Origin of the sequence: Microbispora sp. CSR-4 (genome assembly GCF_008033685.1) — a bacterium.
GTDB lineage: Bacteria > Actinomycetota > Actinomycetes > Streptosporangiales > Streptosporangiaceae > Microbispora.
The window spans coordinates 67,708-81,493 of sequence record NZ_VJVX01000029.1 but is presented as its reverse complement, the minus strand read 5'-3'; the positions used below and the strand labels follow the sequence as shown (position 1 = coordinate 81,493).

The window sequence follows — 13,786 nt, the reverse complement described above, 5'->3', positions numbered from 1 at the left end:
GTAACAGTGTCATCTCTTCAGCGCAGGGTGGCCAGGAAAGCGGCGAGAGCGATCGTGCGGGCGCTGGAGGCCCGCGACCGGCGGCGCGCCCGGACGGCGCCGCCGCCCGACGGTCACGAGATCCGCATCCTGCTGCTGCACGCCAACGGCATGGGCGGCACCATCCGTACGGTCTTCAACCTCGCCGGGCATCTGGCGCAGACCCACGACGTCGAGATCGTGAGCGTCGTACGGGAACGCGAGGAGCCTTTCTTCCCCGTTCCTCCCGGAGTGCGCATCCGCTATCTCGACGACCGGCTGCCCCGCCGCAAGGGCCTGCTGTCTCGGTTCCCGAGCAGGCTGGTGCCGAAGGACGAGGCGGCCTACCACTGGTTCACCCTGCGGACCGACCTCAAGCTGGTCCGCTACATCCGCTCCCGCCGCCGCGGCATCCTCATCGGCACGCGGCCCGGCCTGAACCTGATCGCCGCGCGCTTCGCGCCCCCGGAGATCATCACGGTCGCCCAGGAGCACGGGAACCTGTCCGCGCACCAACCGCAGGTGCGCAAGCGGATCACCCGTAGCTATGGCAGGCACGACGCGGTCGTCACCCTCACGCGGGCCGACCTGCGCGCCTACGAGCGGGCCTTCGAGAAGGCACGCGGGGACCGGCCCGCCGTGCTGGCGCGGGTGCCCAACGCGACGCCCCGCCTCGGCGGCGGCGTCTCCCCGCTCACCACGAAGACCGTCGTCACGGTCGGCCGCCTGACCTGGGGCAAGGGCTACGACCTGCTGATCCGTGCGTGGGCGCACGTGGCGGCCCGGCACCCGGACTGGACGCTGCGGATCTACGGCGGCGGCCCCCGGGGGGAGAAGCTCCAGGCGTCGATCGACAAGCGCGGGCTGTCCGAGCGGGTGTTCCTCGAAGGCCCGGCCGAGGACGTCGGCGCCGTGCTCGCGGACGCCTCGATGTTCGTCCTGAGCTCCCGCCACGAGGGCATGCCGATGGTCGTCCTCGAAGCGATGAGCAAGGGCGTCCCCGTCGTCAGCTACGACTGCCCGACCGGCCCCGGGGAGATGGTCACCCACGGCCACGACGGCCTTCTCGTGAAGGCCGGGAAGATCCACGCGATGGCCGACGCCATCTGCACCCTGATCGAGGACGAGGACCTACGCCGCCGGATGGGCGCCAACGCGCTGAAGACGGCCGCCCGCAACGACATCGACGTCATCGGCGCCCGCTGGGAGGACCTGCTGGCCGGCCTGGTGGCCCGGCGGCGTGGTCTCCCGCCCGGCGGCCCGCTCGCGTACGAGCCGGCCGGGGCGGGCGACCACGACATCGGGGAACGGCCCGGCTCTCCCGACGCCGCCGCGCTCCACGTCGCCCGTACGCCGGAGGCACCGGCGGCACCGGCGGCACGCCTCAGCCGGCGGGCGTGAACCACGGGCGGGCGGCCGCGTCGGCGACTACGGTCACAGGAAGATGCCGCCGGAGACCTCGACGCGCTGACCGGTGATCCAGCCGCTCCCGTCGGTGAGCAGGGCACTGATCGCGCCCCCGACGTCGGCGGGCTCCCCCACCCGTCCCAGCGCGGTCTGCGACGCGAGCATGGCGCGGAACCCCTCGTCATCGCGCATGATCCCGCCCGCGAAGTCGGTGGCGACCGGGCCGGGGGCGACGGTGTTGACGGCGATGCCGCGCGGCCCGAGCTCCTTGGCGAGGTATCGCGTCAGCACCTCCACCGCGCCCTTCACCGACCCGTACGCCGCCTGCCCCACGCTCGCGAACCTGGTCAGCCCGGTCGAGAGGTTGACGATCCGGCCGCCGTCCGCGATGAGGGGCAGCAGCCTCTGTGTGAGGAAGAAGACGCCCTTGAAGTGCACGTCGACCAGGGCGTCGAAGTCGCTTTCTGTCGTGTCGGCGAACGCCGCGGTGACCGCGATGCCGGCGTTGTTGACGAGGTGGTCGAAGTCGTCCCGGTGCCACCGCTCGCGCAGGGTGCGGCGCAACTCGGCCGTGAAGTCGTCGAATCCCGCCACCACCGCGGTGTCCAGCGGCAATGCCGCCACGGTGCGCCCGAGCCGGGTCACGGACTCGACCACCTCCTCGGCCTGGTCCTTGCCCGACCGATAGGTGACGACGACGTCGACTCCACGCTCGGCGAGGGCGAGCGCCGTGGCCCGCCCGAGGCCCCGGTTGCCGCCGGTGATGAGGGCGATTCGCTGAGAGGTCATGATGAAAGCTCCTGGTCATCGGGGAGACGGCCTCCTGGCGGGGCCGCCACGCCCAGTTCACCGGGTGGCGCGCCGGGCTGCCACGGCCCACATGTCCATGGCTCACGCGGCCATGACTCACGCAGCCGGGACTCACGCAGCCGGGACTCACGCAGCCGGGACTCACGCAGCCGGGACTCACGCAGCCACGGCCCGCACAACCACGGCCCGTACAGCCGTGGCCTCCTTATCCGGGGATCGGCAGGCCGTGGATACGCGGTGACCGGCGCGCGAGGATGAGCGGGGACGGGAGAAGGCGAGGAGGCAGAGGGTGGACCGCGAGGGACTGGCGGACTTCCTGCGCAAGCGCAGGGAGGCCCTGCAACCCGAGGACGTCGGGATGGTCCGCGGGCCGCGCCGGCGCACCAGCGGCCTCCGCCGCGAGGAGGTGGCCGCCCTCTGCGGCATGTCCAGCGACTACTACAGCCGTCTGGAACGCCTGAAGGGACCGCAGCCGTCGGAGCAGATGCTCGCCGCGATCGCCCGCGGGCTGCGCCTGACCCTCGACGAGCGCGACCACCTCTTCCGGCTCGCCGGGCACAGCGCCCCCCAACGGGCGCTGCGGGGCGACCACGTGAACCCGGGGATCATGCGCGTCCTCGACCGGCTCTGCGACACCCCCGCCATGGTGACGACCGCACTCGGCGAGACGCTCCGGCAGACCCCGGCCGCCGTCGCCCTGTTCGGCGACCAGACCGTCTTCAGCGGCATGGCGCGCAGCCTGTTCTACCGGTGGTTCACCGACCCCGACGAACGGCGCCTCTACCTGGAGGACGACCACCCCATGTACGGACGGGTGTTCACCTCCTTGTTGCGGGAGACCACCACGCGCGAGGGACCCCGCTCCCGGGCCGCCGCCCTCGCCCGCGATCTCCTCGGCCGCAGCACCGAGTTCGCCGCGCTCTGGGACAGGCACGAGGTCGGTCTCGGGCACCCGGACACCAAGCGCCTCGTGCACTCCGAGCTCGGCGTGCTGGAACTGCAGTGCCAGACGCTGCTCGATCCCGACCAGTCGCAGGCGCTACTCGTCTACACGGCCACGCCGGGCACCGAAAGCTACGACAAGCTGCGCCTGCTCGCCGTCATCGGCAGTCAGACGCTGGGCAACGGTGACTGGCGATAGTCGCGACCAGCCCCGGCCCCTCGCACCCTGCCGCTCATGGCACCCTGCCGCTCACGCCCGCCGCGCCCGATCGGGACCGTCACACAGCCGGCTGATCGGCGTCCGCGCCGGAACGCGCTTCGATGCGGGCGACCACCTGCCTGCTCCACGTGTGGATGGCGTCGGCCTGCTCGGGCGTGAGCGTCTCGAAGAAGTAGCGGCGGATGTTGTCCGCGTGCCCCAGGATGGCGTTCTCCACGGCGCTGCGGCCCTTGGCGGTCAGCCCGACCCCGATCCGGCGGCCGGACCGGTCCTCGGTCCTGTCGACCAGTTCACGGTTCTCCATCCGCGTCAGCTGATGCGCCACCCGGCTTTTCTCCCAGGCGAGCGACTCGGCGAGCTCGGTCACGCGCATCCGGCCCCCGGCCGTCCGGTGAAGCGTCACGAGCACGCTGAACTCGGCCTTGGAGATGCCGTGGTCGCGCTGCAGGCCACGGTCCAGCTCACGGGCCAGGAGACGCTGCGCCTGCATCCAGCTGTCCCAGAGCTCCCACTGCTCGGGTTCCAGCGTGCGGGGCTTCTCCATGAGCCCACCATAACGACCCGGAGTTGACGCGACAACTCACTCCGGGCTTAAAGTTGTCACGTCAACTCTGGGCGTGTCCCGTACGGCCCCTCGTCCTGAGCGCCGCGCGTGCCGCCCGACAACGGCAATGCGATGAGGAGCGAGGATGAATCACACCGTGGTGGTCGTCGGGGGAGGGTACGGCGGGTCGATGGTCGCCAAGGAGCTGGACTCCGAGGCCGACGTCACACTCATCGACCCACGGGAGGCCTTCGTCAACGCGGCCGCGTCGCTGCGGGCGCTGACCCGCCCTGACTGGGCGCACAACGCGTTCTTCCCGTTCGCGACGCTGCTCCAGCGGGGACGAGTGATCCGCGACCGGGCCGTCTCGGTCGACCCGAAGGGCGTTACGCTCGCTTCGGGCGAGCGGGTCGAGGCCGATTATCTGGTTCTGGCCACCGGCTCCGGCTACACATATCCGGCCAAACCACGCCACGCGTCGACGAGCATCGCCGAGCAGCTGGACGATCTGCGCGAGACCCACAGGGAGCTGGCCGGCGCCGGGCGCGTGCTGATCCTCGGCGCCGGCCCGGTCGGCCTGGAGCTCGCCGGGGAGATCAAGGACGTCTGGCCGGACAAGCACGTGCTCGTCCTCGACAGGGCCGATCAGCTGCTCCCCGGCTTCCTTCCCGAGGTGCGCGATGAGCTACGCCGCCGGCTCGACGAGCTCGGCATCGACGTGCGGCTGAACACCGGTCTCACCGCGTTGCCGACGGTCGAGGCCGGTCGGGCCGGCCGTTTCACCGTCACCACGGACAAGGGCGAACAGCTCGTGGCGGACATCTGGTTTCGCGCCTTCGGGGTCGAGGTCAACACCGGCTATCTCGCCGACGGATGCCTCTCGCCGCTGACCGAGCAGAAGACGATCCCGGTCACCGAGCGGCTGAACGTCCAGGGTTACGACCACGTCTACGCGATCGGCGACATCGTCGCCCTCCCCGACCCCAAGATGGCCTCCTATGCGATGACCCATGCCGGCGTCGTGGTGCGGAACCTCAAGGCGCAGCTCGCCGGCGACCGGCCGGACGCGGTGCACACCCCGACGTCCGAGCGGAGGATCCTGCTTCCGCTCGGAACGCGCGGGGGCGTCGGCCAGCTCCCCACACCGGACGGTGTCGCCGCGGCCACGGCCGAGACGGTCTTCGAACGCAAGGGCGCCGACCTGTTCACCGCGCGGTTCGCCGCCCGGTTCGGCCGCGCCTGAACGGATCCGCCGGTCGCCGCGTCAGTCCCTCGGAGGCCGGTCGGCCCACTGCTCCAGACGACGGGCGAGCGCCCGGACCTCCTCACGCAGCTCGGGCGGGCCGACCACGGTGAACGGCACGCCGAGGCCGGCCAGCACCTGGGCCATGCCGTCCAGCCGCTCGGCCCGGCCGGTCATCCGTACGCCGCCATCGACCGGAGCCAGGGCGGCCACCGCCGGCGGGATCCGCCGCCGGGCCTCCTCCATCGTCGTGGCCAGCACCACCTCGACCTCGTACCGGTAGGGCACGGCGGCCAGCGACTCCATGACGTGGGCGACCGCGTCGAACTCCCCCGGTGCGGGAAACTCTTCCCCCGTCGTCTCCGCCCGGCCGATCCGGTCGAGCCGGAACGTCCGCACCTCGCCCCTGCGGTGGTCGTGGCCGGTCAGATACCAGCGGCCCGAGTGGAACACCAGCCCGTACGGATCGACCGCCCGCTCGCTGTCCTGTCCCCGGAAGGACCGGTAGGCCAGCCGTACGCGGAGACGACGGCGGGCGGCGTCGGCCAGCGTCAGCAGGGTGGCGCCGCTCGGCCGGGATGTCGCGGCGGTGCGGGTGGTCAGGCCGACCATCTCCTCGACGGCGCCGACGCGGTCGCGCAGGGCGTCGGGCAGCACCCGCTGGATCTTCGCGAGCGCGCTCTCGGCCGCCCCCTCGCCCACCGTGAGGCCCGCGCGGCGGCCGGCGAGCAGCCCGAGCACCACGGCGGCGGCCTCGTCGCCGGTCAGCATGAGCGGCGGCAGCCGATATCCCGGCCTGAGCCGGTAGCCGCCGTAGCGTCCCCGCTCGGCCTCCACCGGAATGCCGAGGACCTCAAGCCTGCGCACGTAGCGGCGCACGCTGCGCACGTCCACCTCCAGGCGCTCGGCCAGCTCCGGACCGGTGAGCCCCGGCCTGGCCTGGAGCAGCTCCAGGAAGGCGAGGATGCGATTGGTGGACATATCAGGACCGATTCTGCCCTGATTCGGCCCTAGCGTCGACGCATGACGACATACGTACTCGTTCCCGGTTTCTGGCTCGGCGCGTGGGCGTGGCGGGACGTGACCGCCGCGCTTCGCGGCCTGGGGCACGAGGTCCACCCGCTGACCCTCACCGGCCTCGCCGACCGCGCCCATCTCGCCTCCCCCGCCCTGGATCTGGACACCCACATCCGCGACATCACCGGCCTCGCCGAGGCCGAGGACCTGCGCGATGTGGTCCTGGTCGGCCACAGCGGCAGCGCCGCCGCGGTCACCGGGGCCGCCGCCCGCGCCGCCGGCCGCGTGAGCCGGGTCGTGTACGTCGAGAGCGGCCCGGTGCCGGACGGCATGGCCCAGATCGACCTGACCGGGCGGGAGTTCGTCGAGAAGCGCGTCGAGGACGACTGGCGCTACCCCATGCCTTCCTGGGATGAACTGCAGGAGTCGGGCGCGAGCCTGGAGGGGCTGGGCGAGCACGAGCGCTCGTTGATGGCCGCCCGGGCCACCGCACAGCCGCTCGGCACGATCACGCAGCCCCTCACGCTGGGTGACGACGCCGCGGCGTTCGCCGCACTGCCGAAGACGCTGGTGAGCTGCTCGTTCCCGCTCGCCCAGGTCAGAGGGCTGATCGCGGCCGGGCATCCGGCGTTCGCGCCGCTGGGCGGGCCCGAGTGGGAGCTGCATGAGCTGCCCACCGGTCACTGGCCGATGCTCTCCCGCCCCGGCGACCTGGCTGCGCTTCTCGCCAAACCGGCGTAACCGACCCCGCGCGCCTTTACATTGTAGATTTCCTGGGCAGGACAAATGTCCTGCCCAGGGTCGTATCGATCTCTCTACCTGGGCCGACGGCGCCTGCCTACCGTCGTTTCCATGACCACGAACACCGCCGACGCCGTGTCACTGACCTCGGCGACCAAGCGCTTCGGCCCCGTACGGGCCGTGGACGAGCTCACGCTCGCCATCCCCCGCGGCCAGACGGTGGCACTCCTCGGCCCCAACGGCGCGGGCAAGTCGACCACCATCGCGCTGCTGCTCGGGCTGCTGCCGCCCGACTCCGGGCGGGCCTCGCTGTTCGGGCTCGACCCCGAGCAGGCCGTGAGGCAGGGCCTGGCGGGCGCGATGCCGCAGGAGGGCGGCCTGGTCCCCCGGGTCACGGTCCGCGAGCTGCTGACCTTCGTGTCCGGGACCTATCCCGCTCCCCTCCCCCTCGACCGGGTGCTCACGCTCGCCCGGATCGACGACCTGCGCGACCGCCGGGTGGACCGGTTGTCGGGCGGGCAGGCGCAGCGCGTGCGGTTCGCGATGGCGGTGTGCGGCGACCCCGACCTGATCGTCCTCGACGAGCCCACCGCCGCGCTCGACGTGGAGGCCCGGCGCGAGTTCTGGGACGGCATGCGCGGGCTGGCCAGCCAGGGCAAGACCATCCTGTTCAGCACCCACTATCTCGATGAGGCCGACGAGCATGCCGACCGCGTCGTCGTGCTCGGCCACGGCCGGGTGATCGCCGACGGCACCAGCGCGGAGATCAAGCGGGCGGCGGCGCTGACCACCGTGAGCGTGGCCGCCGACGGCGAGTCCGCCTGGCTCGCGACCCTGCCGGGCGTGCGCCACATGGAGATCAGGGGCGGCCGGGTCCACCTGCGCACCGGCGACTCCGACGCCACCGTCATGGCCCTCGCCCGCGCGGACGCCATCCGCGATCTGGAAGTCGCCCCGGCCGACCTGGAGGACGCTTTCGTGGCCCTCACGACCAAGGAGAACGTGTGATGTGGGGATACGTACGGCTCGAACTGACCAGGGCCCTCCGCGACGGCGGCTATGTGATCTTCGGGATCGTGATGCCGGTCGTCATGTACCTCGTCTTCACCAACCTCGGCCTGGCCCCCGGCGACAAGCACGACGCCGCGATCTACACGATGGTCAGCATGGCGGCGTACGGCGCGCTCGGCGGCGCGTTCAACAACGGCAGCGGCATCGCCGAGGACCGCGCGGCGGGGTGGCTGCGCCAGTTGCGGCTCACCCCGCTGACCCCGGCCGAAGTCGTGGCGGGGAAGGTCGTCACCGGCGCGGTCGCCGTCGTGCCCAGCATCGCAGCCGTGCTGCTGGCCGGCGTGCTGGTCAACCACGTCTCGCTCCCACCGCAGCGGTGGCTGGTGATCATCGCGCTCCTGTGGGCGGGCACCGTGCCGTTCTCCCTGCTCGGTCTCGGCAACGGCTATCGCCTGTCGGGCCAGTCCGCGGCGATGGCCAACATCGCGACCATGCTGACGCTGTCGATCCTCGGCGGCCTGTGGGTGCCGGTCGAGAAGTTCCCGTCCTGGCTGGCGGCGATCGCCGAGTGGACCCCGTCGAACAGCTACGCGGGCCTGTCGTGGCGGATCGCGTTCGGCGACGTCCCCACCCTCCGTCAGGTCGTGCTCCTGTCGGCCTGGCTGCTGGTCTTCGGCGTCTACGCGGTGTACGGCTACCGTCGTGCCGGTCGCCGGGCCTGACCGCTAGTGTGACGATTCCGATGACGACAGAACGCGGCACCTGGCTCGATCCGCTGCGCGAGGGCGAGCGCGGCCCCGACGCCAAGGGCATGTACATGTGGGTGGCCGTGACGGCGGCGCCCGTGTGGGACATCGCGCACGGCCGATCCCATCCCCTCTGGCTGGCCTGGCCGGCCGCGCTGGCCGCCGCCGGGCTGTACGTGGCCACCACGCACTTCGCGTTCACGGACCACCGGCGCGCCCTGCCGGCGCTCGGGCTGCTCGCGGTGGTGGTCCTCGCGTCTATGATCGGGTTCGCGGGCAACTGGCTCTACCTGGTCATGATGCTGGCCGTCGCCACCGGAACCGCCGTTCGCGGCAGGATCCTGCCGGTGATACTGATCGCCGAGTGCGTCGCCGCCCTGGTCGTGGCCGTGCGGGCCGACGCGAGCCTCACCGGCGTGCTCTCCATGATCTGGGGCACGTTCACCGCGGGCCTGATCCCGGCGATCATCATCCGGCTGTGGGAGGCCATCCACGAGCTCAAGGCCACCCGCGAGGAGCTGGCCCGGACCGCGGTGACCGAGGAGCGGCTGCGCTTCTCCCGCGACCTGCACGACCTGCTCGGGCACACCCTCTCGATCATGGTCGTCAAGGCCGAGGCCGTACGCCGGCTGACCCGGGTGGACGCCGATGCGGCGGCCGAGCAGGCGTCCGACATCGAACAGATCGGGCGGCAGGCGCTGACCGAGGTGCGGGCCGCCGTCACCGGCTATCGGGGCAGGGGACTGACCGCCGAGCTCGACTCCGCCCGCGCCGCCCTCGCGGACGCCGGAATCAAGGTGACCGTCCGCACCTCCTCCGTACGGCCCGGCCCCGAGGCCGACGCCCTGCTCGGCTGGGCCGTGCGCGAGGGCGTGACCAACGTCGTCCGGCACAGCCACGCGTCGGCCTGCGAGATCGGCCTGCGCGACGACGACGGGCTCCTGGTGCTGGAGATCCGCGACGACGGCCCGCCGCAGCAGGCCCACGGGCACGGCAACGGGCTGATCGGCCTGCGTGAGCGCGTGAGGGCCGCCTCCGGCACCGTGGAGACCACGGCGCCGCCGGACGGAGGCTTCCTGCTCCGGGTGGCCGTGCCGTACGCGAGGGAGGACGGTCAGTGATCCGGGTGCTGCTGGCCGAGGACCAGGGCATGATGCGCGGCGCGCTGGCCCTGCTCCTCAACCTGGAGCAGGACATCGAGGTCGTCGCCCAGGTCGGCCACGGCGACGAGGTGGTGGACACCGCCCTGCGGACCCGGCCCGACGTGGCCCTGCTCGACATCGAGATGCCGGGCCGCGGCGGGCTGGAGAACGCCGCCGACCTGCACGAGCGCCTGCCCGGCTGCGCCGTGCTCATCCTCACGACGTTCGGGCGGCCCGGCTACCTGCGCCGGGCGATGGAAGCCGGGGCGCGCGGGTTCCTGGTCAAGGACGGCCCGGTGGAGGATCTCGCCGACGCCGTCCGCCGCGTGCTGCGCGGCGAGCGGGTCATCGACCCCGCGCTCGCGGCGGCGGCGCTGAGCACCGGCCCGAGCCCGCTGACCGACCGGGAGCGGGACGTGCTGGCCGCGGCGGCCGACGGCTCGACGATCTCCGACATCGCGGCCCGCCTGCACCTGTCGGAGAGCACGGTGCGCAACTACCTGTCGTCGGCCATCGGCAAGACCGGCACCAGGAACCGGATCGAGGCCGCCCGCCTGGCCCGCCACAACGGCTGGCTGTAGCGGCTCACTGCACGTCGAACTCGTTGCCCTCGGGGTCGGCCATGGTCACGTGGTGGCTGCCGGGCTCCTGGACGACGCGCAGCACGGTCGCGCCGAGCGCCTTGAGCCGGTCGACCTCGGCGTCCCTGCGCTCGGGGCCCGCGTGCAGGTCGATGTGCAGGCGGTTCTTGCCTGCCTTCGGCTCGGGGACCGCCTGGAAGAGGATCCGGCGGCCGAGGCCGGTGCCGGTGTCCTGATCGACCGGGTCGTCCGGGTGCCGTACGGCCCGCAGCGTGCGGAAGGCCGTGTGGTCGGGGGTCACCGCCTCCTCCCCCACGACGCCGCCGGCCAGAAGCCGGCCGACGATGGCGCTGTTGTCCTCCACCTCGTAGCCCAGGGCCTGCGCCCAGAACGCGGCCTGTGCGTGCGGGTCGGCGCAGTCGACGACGAGCTTCCATTCGAGAGTCATGTAACCCTTTATAGTGGTTACATGACTCTGACGCTACATCCGCGCAGCGGGGGCTCCTTCCGGTTCGATCCGGACGCCCTCTGCCTGGAGTTCCTGGTGAGCGGCGGCGTGGGGGTCTACGCCCACTACGAGACGCTGCACGAGCCGGCCGACCTGGCACGGTGGGCCGCCGTGTCCCGGCTCGGCCTGGCGGAGGTGGACACGACGGCCGGCGAGCTCACCCGCGCGAAGACCCTGCGCGCCGCCCTGTGGGGGCTGGCCGGCGACCACATCCACGGGCGTACGCCCCGGCAGGCGGACGTGGACGCGGTCAACCTCGCGGCGTCCGCGCCGCCGCTGACGCCCGTGATGACGGCGGACGGGCGGCGGTCCTGGGCCACCCCCGCGACCGGCGGCCAGGTGGTCGCGACCGTCGCGAGGGACGCGATCGAGCTGTTCACCGGCCCGCTGGCCGACCGCGTACGGGAGTGCGCGGGCGACAACTGCGCCCTCGTCTTCGTCGACACCTCACGCCCGGGCAGCAGGCGCTGGTGCTCCATGGAGCGGTGCGGCAACCGCCACAAGGTCCGCGCGCACCGCTCCCGCGAAAGGTAGAACCCCGCGGCGCACGGGGATCCGACCGGGCCTCAGGCGGCGACCGGTGAGAAGTACGAGACCAGGCGTCGTGCCGCACCCGACCACGGACCGGCGAGGAGCGCCACGAGCACCTGGGCGGCTCCGGCGGCGACGAGAGTCGGGCCCGCGCCGGCCACGCCGATGACCGCGCCACCGGCGAGCAGGCCGACCGAGACCGCCCCGTCGTGCACGAGGCTCTCCGCCGCGAAGGCCGCTCGCCGCTCCGCCCCGTCGGTGCGGGTGCTGATGAGCCGGTTCAGCGCGCCGATGCCGAGCGGCATGGAAAAGCCCCCGATCGCGGCCACGCATCCGAGGACGACGAGGGACGACGCCGCCGCCGGCATGACGGCGAACGTCACGCCGAGAACGGCCCAGCCCACTGCCATGGTCGCCAGTGCCGGCATCCGCGGGACGAGCGCCGGCGCCAGGAGGGCACCGGCGAGCGAGCCCAGGCCATATCCGGTCATGCCGGCCGAAATGAGCAGTCCGGGCCGCCCGGTCTCGGCTCCGAGGATCGCGAGGCCGAGCGTGAAGGCGAACCACACGAGCCCGCCGACTCCCGACATGGTCACCGCACGCCGGATGTCCCCGTGCCGCGCCAGCACCTGACGCAGGGCCGGGGCGCCGGACCCATCGGCCGGGCCGCCGGATGCGGCAGGGCCGACATGCACGGCAGGCGTCGCGGTGCCGCGCACGGTGCACAGGAGGGCGGCTCCCACGCCGACGCCGGCGGCCTCGGCCCACAGCAGGGGCGACGGCCCGCCGACGGTCACGGCCCACCCCGCCGCCGGTGGCGCCAGGATCATCGTGACGCGGTGCATGAAATCCTGCCAGGCCAGCATCTTCGTCGTGATGGTGGCACCGAGGGGATCGCAGATGTCCGAGAGCAGGGCACGTTGCCCCGGCCCGCTCAGCGCGGTGGCGCACCCGGTGATGACACCGGCGGCGGCGAGGTGGACCGCGCCGACCGTGCCGGCTGCCGCGCCCACCGGAACGACGAGGAGCCCGGCCACCTGCACGACGAGCACGCAGGCGAGGGCTCTGCCCGTGGTCAGCCGCTGCCGGATTCCTCTGGCCCACCAGGGCGAGGTGAGCATGGGCAGCCCGACCGCTCCGCCGACCAGCCCGGTGGACCAGGTGGATCCGGTTTCGGCGAGCGCGACGAGCGGAAGCGCCACGGCCGTCGTGCGCTGCCCCATCCAGGTCACGAACGTGGTTGTCAGCATGGCGACGATGTCGCGTCCGGTGTTCACGCCGTCATCCTCCGGGCGAGCGGAATCCCCCGGTAGGCGACGAATCGCCATCAGAACTCATAACATCCGGATATGAGCTCATTCCCCTCGGTCGAGGACCTCCGGCTCGTCGAGGCCATCGCCCGGCACGGCTCGGTCGGGGCCGCCGGAAGAGAGCTGCTGATCAGCCAGCCGGCCGCGAGCAAGCGCCTCGCCGCGCTCGAACGGCGGGTCGGCGAGCGGCTCTTCGACCGGGACACGACGGGGGCGCGGCCGACGCCGGCCGGTCGTGCGCTGTGCGCCGAGGCGGCTCACGTGCTCGATCATCTGGGCCGGATCTTCGACCGGGCGCGGGCGGCGGCGCGGGCGAAAACCTTCCGCGTCGGCACCTTGGGCAGCCTCGCCCCGTTGCTCTTCCCCGCGCTCGACGAGCTGATGGACGGCGCGACGGTCGACCAGGTGACCGACCACGGCGACCGGCTCGTGGAGTGGGTGGGCGAGGGGTCGCTGGACGCCGCGTTCGTCGCCGTAGCCGACCAGATGCGCCTGCCCGCCACCGTCAGCGCCACACCCGTCGCCACCGATCGGCTGGCCGTCCTGACGCCGGAGGGCGCGCCCGCGAGAGACGGCCGGCGGCCGTTCGCCGGTCTCGACGTCGTCGCCTACACCTACGACATGTCCGCCGACACGCTGCACCAGCGGCTGTCCGGCCTCGGCGCGAGGCCCCGGGCGGCGGCCACCGCGGAGACCGCCGTACGGCTCGCGCGGCTGCTGAGATGCCCGGCCGTCCTGCCCCGCGGGCTCGGGCTCGCCTATGCCCAGGAGGGAGATCGCATATCGGCCGCGCCCCTGCCCGGCCGCCTCACGCTCTTCATGGTGACCCGCCGCCCGGCTCCGCACGAGCTGACGGCGATGGCCGGGCCGCTTCCCGGGCGCCTCGGCCTGCGGCGCCCGGCGGCGAGACGGCCCGGCTGAACGGCCACGCACCCCGGTCCGCGCGCACCGAAGACCGTTGACGGCCTCGCTCCGCGTCTGCTTCGACGGTGCGGACGACCACCTGGGGTGGGCA

Annotated in this window: 15 protein-coding genes; 10 read left to right on the top strand and 5 right to left on the bottom strand. The window is 72.7% G+C overall.

Annotation, left to right across the window (positions count from 1 at the left end; translation table 11 throughout):
* Nucleotides 1–6: 6 nt before the first annotated feature.
* Entirely contained in the window at nucleotides 7–1,419 is a 1,413-nt protein-coding gene (locus FLV34_RS21800) for a glycosyltransferase family 4 protein (protein ID WP_147943924.1), read from the top strand.
* 33 nt (nucleotides 1,420–1,452) lie between these two features.
* Here the strand turns inward: FLV34_RS21800 and FLV34_RS21795 are convergent, their stop codons facing one another.
* Nucleotides 1,453–2,214, bottom strand: coding sequence for an SDR family NAD(P)-dependent oxidoreductase (locus FLV34_RS21795; protein ID WP_147943923.1), 762 nt, complete (start codon nucleotides 2,212–2,214; stop codon nucleotides 1,453–1,455).
* 310 nt (nucleotides 2,215–2,524) lie between these two features.
* Here FLV34_RS21795 and FLV34_RS21790 point away from each other — a divergent pair, with 310 nt between their 5' ends.
* Nucleotides 2,525–3,376, top strand: coding sequence for a helix-turn-helix transcriptional regulator (locus tag FLV34_RS21790; RefSeq protein WP_147943922.1), 852 nt, complete (start codon nucleotides 2,525–2,527; stop codon nucleotides 3,374–3,376).
* Nucleotides 3,377–3,455: 79 nt separating this feature from the next.
* Here FLV34_RS21790 and FLV34_RS21785 read toward each other — a convergent pair whose 3' ends face one another.
* On the bottom strand, nucleotides 3,456–3,941 hold the full coding sequence (locus FLV34_RS21785) for a MarR family winged helix-turn-helix transcriptional regulator (protein WP_147943921.1): 486 nt from the start codon (nucleotides 3,939–3,941) through the stop codon (nucleotides 3,456–3,458).
* 145 nt (nucleotides 3,942–4,086) lie between these two features.
* On the opposite strand from FLV34_RS21785, the gene FLV34_RS21780 reads away from it, so the two are divergent.
* Complete coding sequence (locus FLV34_RS21780) at nucleotides 4,087–5,184, top strand: NAD(P)/FAD-dependent oxidoreductase (protein ID WP_142647009.1); 1,098 nt, start codon at nucleotides 4,087–4,089, stop codon at nucleotides 5,182–5,184.
* Between the two features lie 21 nt (nucleotides 5,185–5,205).
* Here FLV34_RS21780 and FLV34_RS21775 read toward each other — a convergent pair whose 3' ends face one another.
* Nucleotides 5,206–6,165 carry a YafY family protein gene (locus tag FLV34_RS21775; RefSeq protein WP_147943920.1) on the bottom strand — a complete coding sequence of 320 codons (960 nt, stop codon included), beginning with the start codon at nucleotides 6,163–6,165 and terminating at the stop codon, nucleotides 5,206–5,208.
* 42 nt (nucleotides 6,166–6,207) lie between these two features.
* Here FLV34_RS21775 and FLV34_RS21770 point away from each other — a divergent pair, with 42 nt between their 5' ends.
* The 5 genes from FLV34_RS21770 (at nucleotide 6,208) to FLV34_RS21750 (ending at nucleotide 10,422) form a co-directional block, all read left to right on the top strand.
* Entirely contained in the window at nucleotides 6,208–6,942 is a 735-nt protein-coding gene (locus tag FLV34_RS21770) for a triacylglycerol lipase (protein WP_147943919.1), read from the top strand.
* A gap of 111 nt (nucleotides 6,943–7,053) precedes the next feature.
* Entirely contained in the window at nucleotides 7,054–7,950 is an 897-nt protein-coding gene (locus FLV34_RS21765) for an ABC transporter ATP-binding protein (RefSeq protein WP_142647006.1), read from the top strand.
* Nucleotides 7,950–8,675 carry an ABC transporter permease gene (locus tag FLV34_RS21760; RefSeq protein WP_147943937.1) on the top strand — a complete coding sequence of 242 codons (726 nt, stop codon included), beginning with the start codon at nucleotides 7,950–7,952 and terminating at the stop codon, nucleotides 8,673–8,675. Before FLV34_RS21765 ends, FLV34_RS21760 begins: the two co-directional genes overlap by 1 nt.
* Before the next feature lie 20 nt (nucleotides 8,676–8,695).
* On the top strand, nucleotides 8,696–9,820 hold the full coding sequence (locus FLV34_RS21755) for a sensor histidine kinase (protein WP_147943918.1): 1,125 nt from the start codon (nucleotides 8,696–8,698) through the stop codon (nucleotides 9,818–9,820).
* A complete protein-coding gene (locus tag FLV34_RS21750; RefSeq protein ID WP_142647004.1) occupies nucleotides 9,817–10,422 on the top strand; it encodes a response regulator transcription factor in 606 nt (201 codons plus the stop codon). The genes FLV34_RS21755 and FLV34_RS21750 overlap by 4 nt, the downstream gene beginning before the upstream one ends.
* Nucleotides 10,423–10,426: 4 nt before the next feature.
* On the opposite strand, the gene FLV34_RS21745 is transcribed toward FLV34_RS21750, so the two are convergent.
* A complete protein-coding gene (locus tag FLV34_RS21745) occupies nucleotides 10,427–10,870 on the bottom strand; it encodes a VOC family protein (RefSeq protein WP_142647003.1) in 444 nt (147 codons plus the stop codon).
* Between the two features lie 21 nt (nucleotides 10,871–10,891).
* Here FLV34_RS21745 and FLV34_RS21740 point away from each other — a divergent pair, with 21 nt between their 5' ends.
* The gene (locus FLV34_RS21740; RefSeq protein ID WP_147943917.1) at nucleotides 10,892–11,464 is read left to right on the top strand and encodes an ABATE domain-containing protein; all 573 of its coding nucleotides are present in this window, start codon (nucleotides 10,892–10,894) and stop codon (nucleotides 11,462–11,464) included.
* Between the two features lie 32 nt (nucleotides 11,465–11,496).
* Here the strand turns inward: FLV34_RS21740 and FLV34_RS21735 are convergent, their stop codons facing one another.
* The gene (locus FLV34_RS21735; RefSeq protein WP_222709576.1) at nucleotides 11,497–12,738 is read right to left on the bottom strand and encodes a hypothetical protein; all 1,242 of its coding nucleotides are present in this window, start codon (nucleotides 12,736–12,738) and stop codon (nucleotides 11,497–11,499) included.
* A 72-nt stretch (nucleotides 12,739–12,810) separates the two neighbouring features.
* Here FLV34_RS21735 and FLV34_RS21730 point away from each other — a divergent pair, with 72 nt between their 5' ends.
* A complete protein-coding gene (locus FLV34_RS21730) occupies nucleotides 12,811–13,692 on the top strand; it encodes a LysR family transcriptional regulator (RefSeq protein WP_147943916.1) in 882 nt (293 codons plus the stop codon).
* The last annotated feature ends 94 nt before the right edge of the window (nucleotides 13,693–13,786 follow it).

Bases quoted from the DNA above. Each gene is read 5' to 3' on its own strand.
- FLV34_RS21795 (WP_147943923.1), bottom strand. From the start codon at position 2,214: ATGACCTCTCAGCGAATCGCCCTCATCACCGGCGGCAACCGGGGCCTC.
- FLV34_RS21785 (WP_147943921.1), bottom strand. From the start codon at position 3,941: ATGGAGAAGCCCCGCACGCTGGAACCCGAGCAGTGGGAGCTCTGGGAC.
- FLV34_RS21780 (WP_142647009.1), top strand. From the start codon at position 4,087: ATGAATCACACCGTGGTGGTCGTCGGGGGAGGGTACGGCGGGTCGATG.
- FLV34_RS21775 (WP_147943920.1), bottom strand. From the start codon at position 6,165: ATGTCCACCAATCGCATCCTCGCCTTCCTGGAGCTGCTCCAGGCCAGG.
- FLV34_RS21770 (WP_147943919.1), top strand. From the start codon at position 6,208: ATGACGACATACGTACTCGTTCCCGGTTTCTGGCTCGGCGCGTGGGCG.
- FLV34_RS21765 (WP_142647006.1), top strand. From the start codon at position 7,054: ATGACCACGAACACCGCCGACGCCGTGTCACTGACCTCGGCGACCAAG.
- FLV34_RS21760 (WP_147943937.1), top strand. From the start codon at position 7,950: ATGTGGGGATACGTACGGCTCGAACTGACCAGGGCCCTCCGCGACGGC.
- FLV34_RS21755 (WP_147943918.1), top strand. From the start codon at position 8,696: ATGACGACAGAACGCGGCACCTGGCTCGATCCGCTGCGCGAGGGCGAG.
- FLV34_RS21745 (WP_142647003.1), bottom strand. From the start codon at position 10,870: ATGACTCTCGAATGGAAGCTCGTCGTCGACTGCGCCGACCCGCACGCA.
- FLV34_RS21740 (WP_147943917.1), top strand. From the start codon at position 10,892: ATGACTCTGACGCTACATCCGCGCAGCGGGGGCTCCTTCCGGTTCGAT.
- FLV34_RS21730 (WP_147943916.1), top strand. From the start codon at position 12,811: ATGAGCTCATTCCCCTCGGTCGAGGACCTCCGGCTCGTCGAGGCCATC.